Consider the following 17844-nt stretch of genomic DNA (forward strand, 5'->3'; position numbering starts at 1 on the left):
GGTCAGCGGCTTAGCGAAGGCTTGCCTAACTCATGCGCCCTTTACCTTCTGTTCGTTCTCAGGTGGTGGCTCCCGAGCAGCCCGGTTCCTAGGTTCTGGTGGAGAACGTGCCGGAGAGTGACGAAGGGACTCCCATGCCCGAACCCGAAGGTGGCCCGCGCCGCCGCCTGCTGCCCGTCCTGGGCGGTGTGCACGGTGGCCGCAGCGCCATGACGTGCAAGTACCGCTGCGCCGACGCCTGCTTCCACCCGGTGCCGAACACCAGCGACAACGAGTACTTCGGCGACGTGGTCGAGAAGGCGATGTCGCGTCGTGGCCTGCTGCGCAGCGGCGCCGTCGCCGCCCTGGTCGTCGGCTCGGGCGTCGGTGGCAGCGCGCTCGCTGCCGCCTCGTCGTCACGTCCGGACGTCACCGCGTCGGGCCCGAAGCCGCCGACGCCGAGCTTCCCGGACGTGCCCGAGCGCGGCCGTCCCGTCGGCTTCCGCTCCGTCGGCGACAACACGCTCGACACCATCGTGGTGCCGAACGGCTACGACTGGTCGGTGACGATGGCGTGGGGTGACCCGGTCCTGCCTGGCGCGCCGGAGTTCGACTTCGACCACCAGACCGAGGCCGCGCAGCTGAAGCAGTTCGGCTACAACTGCGACTTCGTGGCGATCCTCCCGCTGAACCGCGAGTTCACCAAGGGCCTGCTCTGGGTGAACCACGAGTACACCAACGAGGAGCTCATGTTCCGCGGCTGGACCGGCGTCGGCGGCGTCACCGTGGACCAGCTGAAGGTCGTCCAGGCCGCGCACGGCGGCTCGGTCGTCGAGCTCGAGCGGGTCGGCGACACCGGTGAGTGGCTGCCGGTCGGCGGCCGCCGCCGCTACAACCGACGCATCCACACCAAGACCGAGTTCCTGGTGACGGGCCCGGCGGCCGGCAGCGACCTGCTGAAGACCAGCGCCGACCGCACCGGCAAGAAGGTCCTCGGCATGCTGAACAACTGCGCCGGCGGCACGACCCCGTGGGGCACCATCCTCTCGGGCGAGGAGAACTTCAACCAGTACTTCGGTTCGTCGGCGGCCATCACCGACCCGACGATCGCCGCCCGAAACGCTCGCTACGGGCTGCGCACCACTGCCGGCACCGAGCGCGCCTGGGAGAAGACGGACAAGCGCTTCGACCTCGCGCAGGAGCCGAACGAGCCGAACCGCTTCGGCTGGATCGTCGAGGTCGACCCGTTCGACCCCGACTCCACGCCCCGCAAGCACACCGCGCTGGGCCGCATGAAGCACGAGGGCGCCACCATCTCGCTCGCCAAGGACGGCCGCGCCGTCGCCTACATGGGCGACGACGAGCGCTTCGACTACGTCTACAAGTTCATCTCGAAGAACAAGTTCCGTCCGGGCGACAGCAAGCGCGACCGCGACTCGAACCTGCGCCTGCTCGAGGAGGGCGACCTCTACGTCGCCAAGTTCACCGGCGACAGCCCGGCCGCCGAGATCGACGGCACCGGCAAGGTACCCGCGGACGGCGCCTTCGACGGCACCGGCCAGTGGATCCCGCTCGTGGTCGCAGGCCAGAGCAAGGTCCAGGGCATGACGGTCGCCGAGGTCCTCACCTTCACGCGCCTCGCGGGCGACCGCGTCGGCGCCACGAAGATGGATCGCCCCGAGGACGTCGAGCGCAACCCCGTCACCGGCACCATCGTGATCGCGCTGACGAACAACACCTCGCGCAACGCTGCCAGCGGCGTCGACGAGACCAACCCCCGGTTCGCCAACAAGTGGGGCCACGTCGTCGGCATCGACGAGACCGGCAACGACGCGGCGGCGCTCACCTTCACCTGGAACGTCATCATGCTCGCCGGCGACCCGGCCGACCCGTCGACCTACTACGGCGGCTTCGACAAGTCGCAGGTCAGCCACCTGTCCTGCCCGGACAACGTGGCCTTCGACGCGGCCGGCCGGCTGTGGATCTCCACCGACGGCATGCCCAGCGCCAGCGGCATCGCCGACGGCCTGTTCGTCGTGCCGGTCGAGGGTCCCGACAAGGGCCACGTCCGCCGGTTCGCCTCGGTGCCCCGCAACGCCGAGTGCTGCGGCCCGTTCATCACGCCCGACGGCCGCACCGCCACCATCGCGGTGCAGCACCCGGGTGAGGGCAGCGGCGCCTCGCCGGACAACCCGATCTCGACGTTCCCGTACGGCGACCAGCCGCGGCCGTCGGTGGTCACCATCTGGCGCAAGAGCCCCGGCAACGGTCCGTTCATCGGCGACTGACGTACGGAGCTGATCCGCAGGAACCATCCGCAGGCAGAGGGGTCCCGGTGCCAGCCAGGCACCGGGGCCCTTTCGCGTCCGGCCGGCCGCGAGTAGGCTGGGATAACGCTTTCCAATGACGACGGCGGGAGCTTGCGGATGCGTGCTGGGCGGCCGGGATTCCCCGGCGGGACGGCGGTCAGCCACCTCACCGTCTACGACTGGCCGACGCCCGACGGGCTGGCCGGCGGCTCCCCGCACCTGCACACGGCGTCGAGCGAGGGCTACGTCGTCGTCGGCGGACAGGGCCGGCTGCAGACCCTGAGCCCCGCCGGAGTTGCGGAGCACCCACTGGCTGCCGGCGCCGTGCTGTGGTTCACGCCGGGCACGGTGCACCGACTGGTCAACGACGGCGGCCTCGAGATCGTCGTCGTCATGCAGAACGCGGGGCTGCCCGAAGCCGGCGACGCCGTCTTCACCTTCCCCGACGAGGTCCTGGCCTCGCCGGATCGCTATGCGGCGGCCGCCGCCCTCCCCGACGGCGACGAGGACGCGGTCGCCACGGCGGCCCGGCGGCGGCGCGACCTCGCGCTCGAAGGGTACGCGTCGCTGCGCGCCGGTGGCCCGGCGGCGTTGGAGCGGTTGTACTCACGGGCCGGTGCGCTGGTGGCGGCGAAGGCCACCGGCTGGCGGACCACGTGGGAGCAGGCCGTCCGGGCGGGAGTCGACGAGACGGATCGTGCGCTGACGGCGCTGGGCCGCGGCGATGCGGCGCACCTTCACTCGGCGTCGGTGCACGTGGGTGAGCGGCAGGAGCGGACCTACCGGTACGGCATGTGCGGCCGTCTTCGCACCTGGGACGTCGCTGCCCTTTGAGGTTGGCCGGGGGTTCGGGGTTGGCCGGAGGCTCGGGGTTGGCTCCCCGTCCCCCTGCTGCCCATTCTCTTAGCCGCGTGCACCCGCCTCAAGCGGACCGGTGGGCGCTGCGCGCCCTTGAGGTCCGCTTGACCCGTGCACCCGCGGCCTAAGAACGGGCAGCTATCAGGGGGACGGGGAGAACCTGGGCACGCCTCACCGCTTCGCGTGCCCGTTTCACCCCGGTTCGCCGGACTCTGCACCGCGATGATCATCGGCGATCCGCTACATCACCAGGCCTTCTGCCACATCACCAGGCATGCATGCCTCGTGAAGCGGCAGAAAACCTCGTGACGGCCCCGCGAAACGCGCCAAATCCCACATCGCGGACGCACCAAGGCCCGCCGACCCCGCACCCGTCGCCAGACTCCCCCCGTCCCCCTGATAACTGCCCGTTCTTAGGCCGCGCGGGTGCGGTCAAGTCCAAGCCCCCCAACCCCACGGGCAAGCAACCACAGAGGGCGCGGACTTGAGGGCACCCGCGCGGCTTAAGAGAATGGGCAGCAGGGGGACGGGGGAACCCCGCCCACCCCACGCACCCGACAACTAACGGTCGCCCGCGTCCTCGTCGTCATCCTCGTCCGACCCGTCATGGCCGGAGTCGTCGAGGTCGGCGAGGAACTGCTCCAGCTCGGCGCCGATCTCGTCGGCGCTGGGCACGGCGCGCTGCTCGGCGATCAGGCTCCCGCGAGTGTCGCCGCCGGCGAAGGCGTCGTACTGGTTCTCCAAGGCGTGGACGACCTTGGCGACCTGGTCGTTGCCCTCGACCTGCTCGCGCACGAGCTCGTCGGTGCGTCGCGCCGCCTCGGCCAGCTCGCCCGACGGCAGCAGGAGCCCTGTCGTGGCGCTCAGCGCGCGGAGCAGCGTCAGGGACGACTGCGGGTACTCGGACTCGGCGAGGTAGTGCGGGACGCGCGCCACCAGGCCGATGGCGTCGTGGCCGGTCTGGCCGAGACGGTACTCGAGCAGCGAGGCCATGTTGCCGGGGACCCGCAGCTCGACGTCGACGAGGGCGGAGTCGTCGAGGAGGCCGGGGCGGTTGGCGTGGGTGAGCACGCTCAGCGGGCGGGTGTGCGGCACCGGGTTCGGGATGCCGTGCACCCCGATGGACAGCCGCACGCCGAGCCGTTCGATGAGGTCGGTGACGGCGGAGATGAACGCCTCCCAGCGCACGTCGGGCTCGGGGCCGGACAGCAGCAGGAACGGCGAGCCGACGTCGTCGCGGACCAGGCGGAGCGTGAGCTCAGGGGCGTCGTAGTGCTGGAACGAGCCGTCGGCGAAGCGCATCTCGGGGCGTCGGGACCGGTAGTCGATGAGGGAGTCGACGTCGAACCTGGCCACGACCTCGGTGTCGAGGGTGGCGAGCAGGTGGTCGACGAGCCCCCCGCCGGCGCGCCCTGCGTCGACGAAACCGTCGAACCAGTAGACGAGCACCGGCGAATCGAGCTCGGCCGGCTCGTCCACGAGCTCGTACAGATCACTGCGGCTCGACATGGCGGAACTCCCGACATCGGACAGACAAGACATCCGTCATAACGCCGCAACCCCTCGAAGCCTTCCCGGGCGTCGCGGCGCCGCGAGGATCAGGCCGCGCCGGGGGTCAGCGCCACCACCGGGCCGTCGAGCGGCTCCTGGTACGGCAGCCCGAGCTGCACGCACACCAGGCCGAGGAACGCGTCGGCCTCGCGCAGGAGGTCGTCGGCCTCGCGCGGGGTGACCGCGCCGGGCAGCCCGGCCTGTGCGGCGGCCCGCTTGCCGGCGTTGCCCCCGAAGAACGCGGCCCACTCGGCCAGCTCGGGCGCGACGCCGGGCAGCAGCTCCCACACGTTGCGCGGGCCGTGACCACGCCGCCCCCTGCCCCGGCCCGAATCGGCCGGACGGGCCTTCGCCGCCAGCACGGCCGCCGCGGCCCGCAGCGCCGCCAGGTGGGCGGCGGCGAACCGGTCGCCCGCGTGCCCGGCGGACGCCGCCTCGGCGAGGCAGAGACGCGCGTGCTCGATGAGGTCGAGCGCCGCGTGCCCCATGGGCGGACGCGACCGCCGGGGCATGCCGGTCGCCACCCTGCTGTAGTGCTGCATCTCGACAGTCATTGCCGCCTCCGCTTCGTGTTCGAACGACTGTTCGACCTCACTCAGCAATGTACACCCCACCACCGACAACGTGTCGAACCTGAAGGGGAGGCGGTAAGGTCGACCCCTGTGACCAGCCCCGACAGCCATGACAAGGTCCTCGGCCACCCGAACGTCCAGCGCGTCCGCGCCGCCCTCGCCGAGGCCGGCGCGAACCCCGAGATCGTCGCCCTCTCCGACTCCGCGCCCACCGCCGCGGCGGCGGCCGAGCAGCTCGGCTGCGAGGTCGGCGCCATCGCCAACTCGCTGATCTTCGACTGCGACGGCGCTCCCCTGCTCGTCCTCACCAGCGGCGCCCACCGGGCCGACGTCGCGGTGCTCGCCCGCGCGGCCGGCGCCGACACTGTCGGCCGGGCCGACCCCACGTTCGTCCGCACCCACACCGGGCAGCCCATCGGCGGCGTCGCCCCGGTCGGACACCCGGAGCCGGTCCGCACGCTCGTCGACGTCTGGCTGGCCAAGTACGACCAGGTCTGGGCCGCGGCCGGCCATCCGCACACCGTCTTCCCCACCACGTTCGACGAGCTGGTCCGCGTCACCGGCGGCACCCCCGTCGACGTCACGGCCTGACGGCGCCATGGCGCGCGTCGTCGTCGTCGGTGCCGGCCTGGCCGGGCTCTGTTCCGCGCTCGCGCTGGCCGACTTCGGCCACGACGTGACGGTGCTCGAAGCCGCCGGGCGGCCCGGCGGCCAGCTCGCCCACGGGCCGCAGCCGTTCACGCTGCCGGCCGTGCTGCGCGACCTGTTCCGCAAGACCGGCCGGCCGCTGGAGAAGGAGCTCGACGTCGTCCCGGTCGACCCCGCGGTCCGCTGGGTGCTCGCCGACGGCACCGAGATCACCGTCCCCAACGCCAGCCCGTCCGGCGCTCGGCGGGCGTTCGACGAGGCGCTCGGCCGGGGCGCGGGCGCGCAGTGGGACGCCGTCGTCGCCCACGGCGACCGGTCCTGGCGCGACCTGCGAGCCCTCGTCCTCGGGCAGGCCGGCGGCCGGCCCGCGCCGTCGGCCGGCACGCTGCGCGACGTCGCCGCCTCGCTGCCCGAACCCCGGTTGCGGCCCCTCCTCGAGTCGTACGCCACCCGCTACGGCGCCGACGCGGCGACGGCGCCGGCCGCACTCACCGTCCTGCCCTACCTCGAGCAGACGTTCGGGGTCTGGGCGGTCGCCGACGGCGTCGGCTCACTCGCCGCCGTGCTGGCGGCCCGGACGGCCGAACGCGGCGCGACGTTCCGGTACGAGACGCCGGTCGCCGGCCCGGTCGTCGACGGCGGCCGGGTCACCGGGGTGCAGCCGGCCGGCGGCGCCGCCGTCGCCGCCGACATCGTGGTCTGGACGGCGCAGCCGCGCCTGCTGCCGCCGGAGCTCGCCGGCGACCCGCCGCGCCTGCTCGGCCGTCTCAGGCGCGGCTCGCGCGACGACGGCGACGCCGTCCGCACCAGCCGGTCGCTGCTCACCGTCGCCACCCAGGCGATCGCCCAGCCGTCGGCGACGCCCACCGTCGTGATCCTTGGCGACCGCGGCCCGGTCGTCACCGCGTACCAGACCCCTGAAGGCCGGTTCCGGCACGTCACCTGCGAGGCGCAGGGCGCTGTCGACTGGACCGTCCCCGGCGTCACGGACGGGTTCCTCGCCCGGGTCACCGGCGAACAGCCGCACGACGTCCGCACCCCGGCCGACCTCGAGCGCGACCTCGGCGCTCCCGGCGGGCTGGTGCACGGCGTCGCGGCCGGCCGCGTCACCGCGATCTTCCGCCGTCCGGGCAACGTCACCCGGGTGCGCGGGCTCTACCTGGCCGGCTCCGGAGCGCACCCCGGCCCGGGCATCCCGCTGGTCGCGGTGTCGGCCGCCATCGTCACCGACCACATCGGCCGGGCCTGAGGCGCTCAGGACAGCGCCGCGACCCCGAGGTTCTGGTAGATCTCGCGCGTCGCCGTCGACCGGTTGAGCGTGATGAAGTGCAGGCCGGGCGCGCCCTCGGCGAGCAGCCGCTCGCACAGGTCAGTCGCCACCTCGACACCGATGGCCCGCACGGCCTCGGGGTCGTCCTCGACGGCGAGCAGCCGCTCGGCCAGCGGCCGCGGGAAGTCCATGCCTGACAGCACGGCGAACCGCTCGATCTGCCGCACGTTCGTGACCGGCATGACGCCCGGGATGATCGGCGCCTCTCCCCCGGCGGCCGCGACGCGGTCGCGCAGCCGCAGGTAGTCGTCGGCGTCGAAGAACATCTGCGTGATCGCATAGTCGGCGCCGGCCCGGAACTTGCGGACCAGGAACCGGGCGTCGGTCTCGACGTCGGGCGAGCGCGGATGCTTCTCGGGGAAGGCCGCGACGCCGACGCAGAAGTCGCCGGTCGAGCGGAGCAGGCGGACCAGCTCTTCGGAGTACTCGTAGCCCTCGGGGTGCTTCACCCACTCGCCGCGCGGGTCGCCGGGCGGGTCGCCGCGCACGGCGAGGAAGTTGCGCACCCCGGCATCGGCGTACTGGCCGATGACGTTGCGCAGCTCGGCGACCGAGTGGTCGACGGCGGCGAGGTGCCCGACGACGGTGAGCGTGGTGTCGCGGGCGATCCCCTCGGTGACGCGCACCGTGCTGTCGCGCGTGGTGCCGCCGGCGCCGTAGGTGACCGAGACGAACGTCGGCTGCAGCCGTTCGAGGTCGCGCATGGTCTGCCAGAACACCGTCTCGGCCCGCTCGTTCTTGGGCGCGAAGAACTCGAACGAGAACGACCTTCCGCCCGACGCCAGCAGCTCCCGGATGGTGCGTGCACCACCGGGCATCGTCGACGGAAGACCCAGAGCCATTCACCCACCCTACCGATCTTTGTCCAACCCCCGGACACCTTGTCTCAGGGACCGGACGGCCGCCCTGACCGGAGCGGACACCGTCGTCACCCCCTAGCCTTACGGACGTGGCACAACCCGAGCCCCTGGCGGGCCCCGACGACCCGGTCGGCCTCCTGCGGCCGCTCATCCAGCGCGCCCTCGACACGTTCCTCGACGGCCAGCGCGACCTGCTCGCCGAGGCCAGCCCGCAGACGCTGCCGCTGATCGACGCCGCGGCCGCGTTCCTGTCCGGCGGCAAGCGGCTGCGCCCGACGTTCTGCTACTGGGGCTGGCGGGCCGCCGGCGGCGACCCCGCGGACGAGGCACTGGTCACCGTCGGGGCGGCGCTGGAGCTGTTCCAGGCGTCCGCGCTGGTGCACGATGACATCATCGACGGCTCGGACACCCGGCGCGGGCTGCCGTCGGTGCACCGGCGGTTCGCGACGCTGCACCGCGACTCCGGCTGGCAGGGCGACCCCGACGCGTTCGGCGCGGCGGCGGCGATCCTGCTCGGCGACATGCTGCTGGCCTGGAGCGCGGAGCTGTTCGACCTCGCCGCCGTCGACGGCGTCAGGCTGCGGTCGGCGCGGACGGTGTTCGACCGCATGCGCACCGAGGTCGGCGGCGGACAGTACCTCGACATGCTCGAGCAGGTCAGCGGCGCGGGCGCGCCGTCCGGTCAGGCCGAGCGGGCGCGGACGGTGATCCGTTACAAGTCCGCCCGCTACTCCGTCGAGCATCCGCTCGTCATCGGCGGCCTGCTGGCCGGTGCGCCCGAGCCGCTGCTCGACGACTACCGGCGGTTCGGGTCGACGCTCGGCGAGGCGTTCCAGCTCCGTGACGACGAGCTCGGCGTCTTCGGCGACCCCGCCCAGACCGGCAAGCCCACCGGTGACGACCTGCGCGAGGGCAAGCGGACGCTGCTCATCGCCTACGCCCTCGAGCGGGCGACGGCGTCGCAGGCCGCTCTGGTCGGGTCGCTGCTCGGCGACCCGGCCCTGGACCTCGACGGTGTGACGGCGTTGCGCGAGGTCCTGGTCGAGACCGGTGCGCTGACCCGGGTCGAGACCCTGGTCACCGAGCTCGTGGCCGGCGCCCGCGCCACCCTCGACGGCGCCGACGTCACCGACGACGGCCGCAAGGCGCTGACGCACCTCATCGAGCTGACCACCGAGCGCACCACCTGAGTTCCTCGGGCCGCGACGCGGCCGGACGGACGGCGTTCAGCGAGTCCTGTCAGTACCCGCCCGTAGGTGGGCCGCCCGGCCGCGCACCAAGGCCTCGACCTCGCGGTGGTAGCCGCGCGCCGCGACGGCGAAGCGGGGTGCCGCCGTCACAGCTCACCTCCGTTCATGCGGATCAGCCGGTCGACGACGTCCTCGGTCTCGCGCAGGCCGTCGTGCTCGTGGGCGTTGGTCTCCCAGGCACGCAGCCCGCGCACCCGCGTCACCGTGTCGCGCGACAGGCCGGCGTCGACGTACATGTCCTCGGTGTAGAGGGCGGCCGCGACCGGAACCTCATTGGCGGCCAGCCGGTCCAGGTCGTACAGCGGCCCCCACTCGCGCGAGGCGAGCAGCTCCGCCGTCTCGCGCAGCGGCACCAGCGCCGGGTCGTGCTCGAACATCCAGGGGTAGATCATCTCACCGGTGAGCAGCAGCGGGTCGGCGTCCGGCCCGAACTGGGGCAGCCGGCCGCCCACTCGAGCGGCCGACCACCGCGTCGCGGTCTCGTGCGCGTAGCAGGCCTCGTGCAGGACGGCGTACAGCGGCCCGCTCGCGAACGACAGCGTCTCCCACGCCCCGGCGAGGAAGGTGTCGGACAGCACGCCGTCGGCGGCGAACGCCTCTTCCAGCAGGTAGGCCAGCCCGGGAATGGCCGAATTGGCGCCCAGGCCGTGCCCCAGCGCCTGCAGCCGCGGCACCGTCAGCCGCGACCCGTCGGGCAGCCGCACGTCGTGCGCCCGCACATGATCGGCGACGGCGGCAAGCTGCGCCCGGGCGGCCGGGAACGCGGCGTGGAACCGCTCGTTCTTCTGCTCGACGGTGCGGTAGGTGGCGGCGTACACCTCGTCGGCGCCGACGGCGACCGGGGCCAGCCCGCCGGTCAGCATGACCGACGCGAGCCCCTCGGGCGCGAACGACAGGTAGGTGAGCGAGCAGAACCCGCCGTAGGACTGTCCCAGCACGTGCCACCGGCCGTCGTCGCCCACCAGCCGGCGGCGGATCAGCTCCGAGTCGGCCACGATCGCGTCGGCCCGGAAGTGCGCCAGGTAGTCCGCCTGCGCGGCGGCGGAGCCGCGACGAGCCAGCGTCGCCGCCGTGGCCGGAGTGGACCGGCCGGTGCCGCGCTGGTCGAGCAGCAGCACCCGGAAGTCCTTGACCGCACGGCCCACCCAGCCCGACGCGCCCGCCGGCCGGGTCGCCTTGCCGCCCGGCCCGCCCTGCAGGAACAGCAGCCACGGCAGGTCGCGGTCCGGCTCGGCCGCGGAGACGACCTCCCGCGCGTACAGCCGGATCGACTCACCCGACGGGTCGGCATGCGAGAGCGGCGCGTCGAACCAGTGGTCGCGCAGGACCAGCCCACCCAGGCGGACCGAACCGTCGCGCCCGGCCGGGATCACGCGCCCACCGCGTGCACACCGCCGTCGACGTGGATGACCTCACCGGTGGTCTTCGGGAACCAGTCCGACAGCAGCGCCACGACGCCACGGGCGCCGGGCTCGGGGTCGGAAAGATCCCAGCCGAGCGGCGCGCGGTCGTTCCACACGCCCTCGAAGTCGGAGAAGCCGGGGATCGACCGCGCGGCCATCGTCTTCACCGGGCCGGCCGAGATGAGATTGACCCGCACGTTCTGCGGACCCAGGTACTTGGCGAGGTAGCGCGACGTCGCCTCGAGGCCCGCCTTCGCCACGCCCATCCAGTCGTAGCCGGGCCAGGCCACCTGGGCGTCGAAGTCCATGCCGACGACGGAGCCGCCGTCGGGCATGAGCGGCAGCGCGGCCATGGTGAGCGACTTCAGCGAGTACGTCGACGCGTGGACCGCGGTCGCGACGTCCTCGAACGGCGTCTCGAGGAACGAGCCCCCGAGCGCCGTCTGCGGGGCGAACCCGACCGAGTGCACCACGCCGTCGAGCCCGTCGACGTGCTCGCCGACCCGGGCGGCCAGCGAGTCGAGCTGCTCGGTGTTCGTCACGTCCAGCTCCACGACCGGCGCGGGCGACGGCAGCCGCTTGGCGATCCGCTCGACCAGACTCATGCGGCCGAAGCCGGTCAGCACGACGGTGGCGCCCTCCTGCTGCGCCAGCCGAGCCACGTGGAAGGCGAACGACGCCTCCGTCAGGACCCCGGTGACCAGGATCCGCTTGCCCTCGAGAATGCCCATCAGTGACCCATCCCCAATCCGCCGTCCACCGGAATGACCGCGCCCGTCACGTAGGCCGCGTCGTCGCTGGCCACCCAGCGCACCACGCGCGCCACCTCGTCCGCGGCGGCGTACCGCCCGAGCGGGATGCCCGACAGGATCTCCTTACGCCGGTCGTCGGTGAGCTCGGCCGTCATGTCCGACTCGACGAACCCGGGCGCGACGACGTTGGCGGTGATGTTGCGGCTGCCCAGCTCGCGGGCCATGGACCGGGCCAGGCCGACCAGGCCGGCCTTGCTCGCGGCGTAGTTCGTCTGCCCCGGCGAGCCGAGCAGGCCCACCACGCTGGAGATGAACACGACCCGGCCCTTGCGCGCGCGCAGCATGCCCCTGGCGGCCCGCTTGGCGACGCGGAACGCGCCGGTCAGGTTGGTGTCGAGCACGTCGGTGAAGTCGGACTCGCTCATGCGCAGCAGCAGGGTGTCGCGGGTGATGCCGGCGTTGGCCACCAGCACCTCGACCGGCCCTTGCGCGGCCTCGACCTCGGTGAACGCCGCGTCGACCGACTCGGCGTCGGTGACGTCGCAGCGCACCCCCGCCAGTCCCTCGGGCGGCTCACCGCTGCGGTGGGTGATGGTGACGTCGTCACCGGCCTGCGCGAACGAGCGCGCGATGGCCAACCCGATGCCGCGGTTCCCACCGGTCACCAGTACCGACCGACCCACGTCTCGTACTCCTCACTCTGCGTGGCAACGTCCGCGCCGAACCTACCGGATACCGGACGGTCCCCCGTCCGGCGGCGTCAGGCGTCCTCGAGGCGGAAGCCGACCTTCATGCCGACCTGGAAGTGCTGCACCTCGCCGTCGACGATCTGGCCGCGGACCTCGGTGACCTCGAACCAGTCGAGGTGGCGCAGGGTCTGGGCGGCTCGGCCGATGCCGTTGCGGACTGCTTCGTCGATCCCCTCGGTGGACGTGCCGACGATCTCGGTCACCCGGTAGGTGCGGTTCATGAGCCTCTCCTCTTCCACACGACGCCGGACGATGGCGGCCCGGCTGCATTGATCGCACGATTCTGGCCTACCGTGGAAGAGTGAATGGGACGGGTCGACACCACGGTCAACGCCGGAGTGATCCTGTGCCGTCGGTCACTACTGCGGCGGCGCCACGTAGTGACGATCTCGCCAGCCGGCAACGCCGATATCTGATCATGATGGGTATCCGAGTCGCCTGTCTCCCGCTCGCCGTCGTCACTCAGGGTTGGCTTCGCTGGGTGTTCATCCTGGGTGCGGTGGTGCTGCCCTACGTCGCCGTCGTCATCGCCAATGCCGCCCGCCAGCCGGCCCGCAGCGCGCTCTCACCAGTGGTTCCGCCGACGCGGCCGGCGCTTCCTCCCGCGGCTCCGCCCAAAGATCGAATCGAACATTGACAGGGCCTTCCGAAGTGGTTGTGGAACGTGCAATACTCCCCAGGCGCACGTTCCGTATTCCCCCGTCGGTGCGTTGCGTACCGGCGACGTCGGGCGGCTTCCCCCGTGGCTGCCCGGCGTCGTCCTAATCTGCGACCAAATGTGTCGAATCTCACCTGGTCAACCGCTGATTTTGCGGTTTTCACCCGCCGATTGCAGACATCGGCCGCGACGGCTGCAGAAACCCCGGGTCATCGATGCCGTGACCGGCCGCCTTGCCCGCCATGGCGACCTCCCAGCGACGCGCCAGCTCGGCATCGTCGGCACCACTTCGCATGGCCCCGCGCAGGTCCGATTCGTCGCGCGCGAAGAGGCAGTTGCGCACCTGTCCCTCGGCCGTGATGCGGGTGCGGTCGCAGGCGCCGCAGAACGGCCGGGTGACCGACGCGATGACGCCGACCCGGGCCGGGCCGCCACCCACGAGCCAGGTCTCCGCGGGTGCACTGCCCCGTTCGACGTCGCCGATCGGCGTGAGGTCGAACACGCTGCGTAGCGACGCCAGGATCTCTTCGGCCGTCACCATGGTGGCGCGGTCCCAGCCGTGCTGTGCGTCGAGCGGCATCTGCTCGATGAAGCGCAGCTCGTACCCGTGCTCGAGCGCCCAGGCGAGCAGCTCGGGCGCCTCGTCGTCGTTGACGCCCCGCATGAGGACGGCGTTGATCTTGACCGGGTCGAGCCCGGCTGCGCTCGCCGCAACCAGGCCGGCCAGGACGTCGTCGAGCCGGCGGCGGTGGGTCAGCGCCTCGAACCGGTCGGCGCGCAGGGTGTCGAGCGAGCCGTTGACGCGGTCGAGGCCGGCCTCGGCCAGCGCGCCGGCCACCCGGGCCAGCCCGACGGCGTTCGTGGTGAGCGACAGCTCCGGCCGCGGCTCGAGCCGGGCGCAGGCGGCGACGATGTCGACCAGCCCGCGGCGCAGCAGTGGCTCGCCGCCGGTGAACCGGACCTCGCGCACGCCCAGCCGCTCGACGCCGATGCGGACCAGCCGCACGACCTCGTCGTCGGTGAGGACGTCCTGGCGAGGCAGCCAGGCCAGGCCCTCTTCGGGCATGCAGTAGGTGCAGCGCAGGTTGCACCGATCGGTCAGCGACACCCGCAGGTCGGTGGCCACGCGTCCATATCGGTCTACCAGCACCGCTCCAGCCTAAGCCCCGGCGCGCCCCGATGCCGCCGCCGTCCGCCACCCGGCGTACCGTCGAGGACGTGTACAGGTTCCTGGCGTCGAGGCGCTGGCTGGTGCGCACGGTCGCCGGAGTGCTGCTCGTGCTGCTCTGCGTCCGGCTCGGACTGTGGCAGCTCGACCGCAACGAGCAGCGGCAGGAGCGCAACGCCGTCATCGAGGCCAACGTCGACGGCGATCCCGTGCCGGCCGCGCAGCTGGTCGCGCCGGGCCGGCCGCTGGCCGACGGCGACGAGTGGAGCACCGTCCAGGTCACCGGCCGGTGGGACACCGGGAACGAGCTCGCGCTGCGGCTGCGCCCGGTCGACGGCACCCGCGGCGTGCACGCGCTGACGCCGCTCGTCACCGACGACGGCGTCGCCCTGCTCGTCGACCGCGGGTTCGTGGCCGCCGACGGCCGCGACGACGACCGGATCGACCTGCCCGCGCCGCCGGACGGCGAGGTCACCGTCACCGCGCGGGTCCGGCACAGCGAGACCGGCCACGACGTCGACCCGTCGTCGGGGTCGGTGCGGTTCGTCGACGTCGAGGCGATCGGCGCCGGGCTCCCCTACCCGCTCTACGGCGCCTGGGCCGAGCTGATCACGCAGGAACCGGAGCCGGCCACCGCGCTGCAGCTCATCGACCCGCCCGCGACGGAGTCCGGGCCGCACCTGTCCTACGCCATCCAGTGGTTCCTGTTCGCCGTCGTCGGCGTGGGCGGGTTCGTCCTGCTCATCCGCGCCGAGGCGAAGGGACGTGACGAGACACACGACGACTCCGGCGCGCAGACCCCGGCGCGGGCGGGACCCGTCGGGTAGTAATGAGCCATGACGGGTCTGATCGAGGACCACGGCATCATCGGCGACCTGCACACCGCTGCGCTCGTCGACCGTGACGGCACCATCGACTGGCTCTGCCTGCCCCGATTCGACTCCGCGGCCTGCTTCGCCGCGCTGCTCGGCACGTCCAAGCACGGGTTCTGGCGCATCGCGCCCATCGGCGCCGGCCCGGCCGACCGCCGCTGGTACCGCGGCGACACGCTGATCCTCGAGCACGTCTGGGACACCCCGGACGGCAGCGTGAAGGTCATCGACTTCATGCCGCAGAGCACCGGCCAGCACGACGTCGTCCGCATCGTCGAAGGGCTGTCCGGCCGGGTGCCCGTGCACAGCGAGCTGCGGCTGCGCTTCGACTACGGGCGCTCGGTGCCCTGGGTGCACCGCGAGAACGGCCTGATCGTCGGCGTGGCCGGGCCCGACTCCGTCGCCTTGCACTGCGAGGTGCCGACGTACGGGCGGGCGCTGACGACGCACTCGGACTTCACGGTCGGCGAGGGCGAGACGGTCAGCTTCGTGCTCTCGTGGGGGCCGTCGCACGACCCGCCCCAGACACCCGTCGACGCGGCGCAGGCGCTGGACGCCACGGAGAAGTTCTGGACCGACTGGGCGGCCCGGTGCAGCTACGACGGGCCGTACCGCGAGGCCGTCATGCGCTCGCTGCTGACCCTCAAGGCGCTGACGTACCAGCCGACCGGCGGCATCGTCGCCGCCCCCACCACGTCGCTGCCCGAGGGCATCGGCGGCGTGCGCAACTGGGACTACCGGTACTGCTGGCTGCGCGACTCCGCGTTCACGCTGGACGCGCTGATCCGCAGCGGCTACGTCGACGAGGCGCGGGCCTGGCGCGACTGGCTGATCCGCGCCATCGGCGGCGATCCCGGCGACCTGCAGATCATGTACGGCATCGGTGGCGAGCGGCGGCTGCAGGAGTACGAGATCGACTGGCTGCCCGGCTACGAGGGCTCCAGCCCGGTGCGCGTGGGCAACGCCGCGGCGGAACAGCTGCAGATCGACGTCTACGGCGAGGTCATCGACACGCTGGCCCGGGCGCACCAGCACGGGCTGACGCTGGAGCGGCACGTCTGGGCGCTGCAGGAGAAGCTGCTGCAGCACCTCGAGAGCGCCTGGACCCAGCCCGACGAGGGCATCTGGGAGATCCGCGGGCCGCGCCGGCACTTCACCCACTCGAAGGTCTTGGCATGGGTGGCCGCCGACCGCGCCGTCGCCGCATTGGAGGGCGACGGCGCCGCCGGGCAGCCGGACCGGTGGAGGGCGCTGCGGGCGACGATCATGAACGACGTCGTCACGAACGCCTACGACGCTCAGCGCAACACCTTCACGCAGTCCTACGGCCACCCGGCGCTCGACGCCGCGCTGCTGCAGATCCCCATCGTGGGCTTCCTGCCGCCCGACGACCCCCGGGTCGTCGGCACCGTCGACGCCGTCGCCAAGGAGCTGTCCACCGACTCCGGGCTGGTGTTGCGCTACCGCACCGAGCACGACGTCGACGGCCTGCCCGGCGACGAGGGCGCGTTCCTCGCCTGCTCGTTCTGGCTGGTCGAGGCGCTGCACCTGACCGGCCGCACGGAGCGTGCGCGCGACCTGTTCGAGCACCTGCTGAGCCTGCGCAACGACCTCGGGCTGCTGGCCGAGGAGTTCGACCCGCGCATCGGGCGCATGGTCGGCAACTTCCCGCAGGCGCTCAGCCACATCCCGCTGGTGACGGCCGCCTACCTGCTGTCCGAGATGGGACGGCCCGCCACCGGCCACGCCTGACACCCCTAGGATCGACGACCATGGATCTCGGGCTGCAGGATCGCGTCTACATCGTCACCGGCGGCACCCGCGGGCTCGGCCGGGCGAGCGCCGAGGCGCTGGTGGCCGACGGCGCCCGGCTCGTGCTGGCGTCGCGCTCGCAGGAGTCGGTCGACGCGGCCGTCTCCGACCTGGGCGGTGCCGGCGTGGTCGCCGGGGTGGCCGCCGACAACGCCGACCCGTCGACGCCGGAGCGGCTGGCCGACGTCGCGCTGGAGCGGTTCGGCCGGCTCGACGGCGCCCTGGTCAGCGTCGGCGGGCCGCCAGCGGGCCGCGTGGTCGACATCGACGACGACCAGTGGCGGGCCGCCTTCGAGAGCGTCTTCCTCGGCGCGGTGCGGCTGGCCCGGGTGGTGGCCTCGCGGCTCACCGGCGGCGGGGCGCTGGCGTTCGTGCTGTCCAGCTCCGTGAAGTCGCCCATCGCGGGCCTGGCGGCGTCGAACGGGCTGCGCCCCGGCCTGGCGATGGTCGTCAAGCAGCTGGCCGACGAGCTGGGTCCCGACGGCGTCCGCGCGGTCGGGCTGCTCCCGGGCGGCGTCGAGACCGACCGGCTGCGCGAGCTCGCGGCGGCGTCGGGCCGCGACCCCGAGGAGGTCAAGGCGGCCGCCTCGAAGACCATCCCGCTGCGCCGCTACGGCCGACCCGAGGAGTTCGGCCGCGTGGCGGCCTTCGTCCTCTCCCCCGCCGCCTCGTACGTCACCGGCTCCGTCATCGCCGTCGACGGCGGCGCGATCCGCTCCCTGTGACCAACCCCGCCCGCCTCCCGCCTCGGAATGATCACGTTCACCACCCGATCCCCTGCCACACCAGGCTCCCAGGCCTGGTGAAGCGCAGGGAATCCTCGTGACGTGCGGGCGCCGCGCATCACGAGGACTTCTCGTGCTTCACGAGCTCCGCAGGCCTCGTGAGGCAGGGATTCCGGTGGTGAACGTGATCTCTCTGTCAGGGTTCTGCTACCGGGCGCTGTTCGACGGGGCGGGGCCTGGCGTGGTCGCCGGGTGACTCCAACGTGATCTGCCCGCTGTGTGTGGCTTCGGTAATGACGTGTCCATGGTGATCACGGGTGAGAGCCCGGCCGGGAGTGACTTGATAGA

The 17844-nt window shown here is 72.6% G+C and carries 17 protein-coding genes; 9 read left to right on the forward strand and 8 right to left on the reverse strand.

Going from position 1 to position 17844, the window contains the following annotated elements; translation table 11 throughout:
* The first annotated feature begins 134 nt into the window (after positions 1–134).
* The gene (locus E1212_RS23105) at positions 135–2267 is read left to right on the forward strand and encodes a PhoX family protein (protein WP_131986846.1); all 2133 of its coding nucleotides are present in this window, start codon (positions 135–137) and stop codon (positions 2265–2267) included.
* A gap of 138 nt (positions 2268–2405) precedes the next feature.
* Positions 2406–3122: a cupin domain-containing protein gene (locus E1212_RS23110; protein WP_131986848.1), complete on the forward strand. Its 717-nt coding sequence runs from the start codon at positions 2406–2408 to the stop codon at positions 3120–3122.
* 585 nt (positions 3123–3707) lie between these two features.
* Here the strand turns inward: E1212_RS23110 and E1212_RS23115 are convergent.
* Both E1212_RS23115 and E1212_RS23120 read right to left on the reverse strand, forming a co-directional pair.
* Entirely contained in the window at positions 3708–4655 is a 948-nt protein-coding gene (locus E1212_RS23115; RefSeq protein WP_131986850.1) for a proteasome assembly chaperone family protein, read from the reverse strand.
* Positions 4656–4744: 89 nt separating this feature from the next.
* Positions 4745–5251, reverse strand: coding sequence for an SAV_6107 family HEPN domain-containing protein (locus E1212_RS23120; protein WP_203417126.1), 507 nt, complete (start codon positions 5249–5251; stop codon positions 4745–4747).
* 108 nt (positions 5252–5359) lie between these two features.
* Between E1212_RS23120 and E1212_RS23125 the strand changes: the two genes are divergently transcribed.
* Both E1212_RS23125 and E1212_RS23130 read left to right on the forward strand, forming a co-directional pair.
* On the forward strand, positions 5360–5860 hold the full coding sequence (locus E1212_RS23125) for a YbaK/EbsC family protein (RefSeq protein WP_131986852.1): 501 nt from the start codon (positions 5360–5362) through the stop codon (positions 5858–5860).
* A gap of 7 nt (positions 5861–5867) precedes the next feature.
* A complete protein-coding gene (locus tag E1212_RS23130; RefSeq protein ID WP_131986854.1) occupies positions 5868–7166 on the forward strand; it encodes a phytoene desaturase family protein in 1299 nt (432 codons plus the stop codon).
* Between the two features lie 5 nt (positions 7167–7171).
* Here the strand turns inward: E1212_RS23130 and metF are convergent, their stop codons facing one another.
* A complete protein-coding gene (gene metF, locus E1212_RS23135) occupies positions 7172–8089 on the reverse strand; it encodes a methylenetetrahydrofolate reductase [NAD(P)H] (protein ID WP_131986856.1) in 918 nt (305 codons plus the stop codon).
* Positions 8090–8196: 107 nt separating this feature from the next.
* Here metF and E1212_RS23140 point away from each other — a divergent pair, with 107 nt between their 5' ends.
* Positions 8197–9297, forward strand: coding sequence for a polyprenyl synthetase family protein (locus E1212_RS23140; RefSeq protein WP_131986858.1), 1101 nt, complete (start codon positions 8197–8199; stop codon positions 9295–9297).
* 146 nt (positions 9298–9443) lie between these two features.
* Here E1212_RS23140 and E1212_RS23145 read toward each other — a convergent pair whose 3' ends face one another.
* The 4 genes from E1212_RS23145 to E1212_RS23160 form a co-directional block, all read right to left on the reverse strand.
* Positions 9444–10730 (reverse strand): alpha/beta fold hydrolase, encoded by a 1287-nt coding sequence (locus tag E1212_RS23145; RefSeq protein ID WP_203417127.1) that lies wholly within the window; start codon positions 10728–10730, stop codon positions 9444–9446.
* On the reverse strand, positions 10727–11494 hold the full coding sequence (fabI, locus tag E1212_RS23150; protein WP_131986860.1) for an enoyl-ACP reductase FabI: 768 nt from the start codon (positions 11492–11494) through the stop codon (positions 10727–10729). The genes E1212_RS23145 and fabI overlap by 4 nt, the downstream gene beginning before the upstream one ends.
* A complete protein-coding gene (gene fabG / locus E1212_RS23155; protein ID WP_131986862.1) occupies positions 11491–12195 on the reverse strand; it encodes a beta-ketoacyl-ACP reductase in 705 nt (234 codons plus the stop codon). Before fabG ends, fabI begins: the two co-directional genes overlap by 4 nt.
* A 77-nt stretch (positions 12196–12272) precedes the next feature.
* Positions 12273–12482: a dodecin gene (locus tag E1212_RS23160; RefSeq protein WP_119659669.1), complete on the reverse strand. Its 210-nt coding sequence runs from the start codon at positions 12480–12482 to the stop codon at positions 12273–12275.
* Between the two features lie 125 nt (positions 12483–12607).
* On the opposite strand from E1212_RS23160, the gene E1212_RS31205 reads away from it, so the two are divergent.
* Positions 12608–12898 carry a DUF3099 domain-containing protein gene (locus E1212_RS31205; RefSeq protein WP_131986864.1) on the forward strand — a complete coding sequence of 97 codons (291 nt, stop codon included), beginning with the start codon at positions 12608–12610 and terminating at the stop codon, positions 12896–12898.
* Positions 12899–13079: 181 nt separating this feature from the next.
* Here E1212_RS31205 and moaA read toward each other — a convergent pair whose 3' ends face one another.
* On the reverse strand, positions 13080–14069 hold the full coding sequence (gene moaA, locus E1212_RS23170) for a GTP 3',8-cyclase MoaA (RefSeq protein ID WP_131986866.1): 990 nt from the start codon (positions 14067–14069) through the stop codon (positions 13080–13082).
* 68 nt (positions 14070–14137) lie between these two features.
* On the opposite strand from moaA, the gene E1212_RS23175 reads away from it, so the two are divergent.
* Genes E1212_RS23175 through E1212_RS23185 form a run of 3 tightly spaced genes read left to right on the forward strand, consistent with a single transcriptional unit; the run spans position 14138 to position 17496 of the window.
* Positions 14138–14914, forward strand: coding sequence for an SURF1 family cytochrome oxidase biogenesis protein (locus E1212_RS23175; protein ID WP_162605599.1), 777 nt, complete (start codon positions 14138–14140; stop codon positions 14912–14914).
* A 9-nt stretch (positions 14915–14923) separates the two neighbouring features.
* The gene (locus tag E1212_RS23180) at positions 14924–16711 is read left to right on the forward strand and encodes a glycoside hydrolase family 15 protein (RefSeq protein ID WP_131986870.1); all 1788 of its coding nucleotides are present in this window, start codon (positions 14924–14926) and stop codon (positions 16709–16711) included.
* A 20-nt stretch (positions 16712–16731) separates the two neighbouring features.
* On the forward strand, positions 16732–17496 hold the full coding sequence (locus E1212_RS23185; protein ID WP_131986872.1) for an SDR family oxidoreductase: 765 nt from the start codon (positions 16732–16734) through the stop codon (positions 17494–17496).
* Positions 17497–17844: the final 348 nt, after the last annotated feature.

Source organism: Jiangella ureilytica, from assembly GCF_004348545.1.
Classification (GTDB): domain Bacteria; phylum Actinomycetota; class Actinomycetes; order Jiangellales; family Jiangellaceae; genus Jiangella; species Jiangella ureilytica.

What these genes read in the sequence shown, in the direction of transcription:
- E1212_RS23185 (WP_131986872.1), top strand. Translation starts at nt 16,732, where the DNA reads ATGGATCTCGGGCTGCAGGATCGCGTCTACATCGTCACCGGCGGCACC.
- metF (WP_131986856.1), bottom strand. Translation starts at nt 8,089, where the DNA reads ATGGCTCTGGGTCTTCCGTCGACGATGCCCGGTGGTGCACGCACCATC.
- E1212_RS23180 (WP_131986870.1), top strand. Translation starts at nt 14,924, where the DNA reads ATGACGGGTCTGATCGAGGACCACGGCATCATCGGCGACCTGCACACC.
- E1212_RS23160 (WP_119659669.1), bottom strand. Translation starts at nt 12,482, where the DNA reads ATGAACCGCACCTACCGGGTGACCGAGATCGTCGGCACGTCCACCGAG.
- E1212_RS23110 (WP_131986848.1), top strand. Translation starts at nt 2,406, where the DNA reads ATGCGTGCTGGGCGGCCGGGATTCCCCGGCGGGACGGCGGTCAGCCAC.
- E1212_RS23115 (WP_131986850.1), bottom strand. Translation starts at nt 4,655, where the DNA reads ATGTCGAGCCGCAGTGATCTGTACGAGCTCGTGGACGAGCCGGCCGAG.
- E1212_RS23105 (WP_131986846.1), top strand. Translation starts at nt 135, where the DNA reads ATGCCCGAACCCGAAGGTGGCCCGCGCCGCCGCCTGCTGCCCGTCCTG.
- E1212_RS23130 (WP_131986854.1), top strand. Translation starts at nt 5,868, where the DNA reads ATGGCGCGCGTCGTCGTCGTCGGTGCCGGCCTGGCCGGGCTCTGTTCC.
- E1212_RS23120 (WP_203417126.1), bottom strand. Translation starts at nt 5,251, where the DNA reads ATGACTGTCGAGATGCAGCACTACAGCAGGGTGGCGACCGGCATGCCC.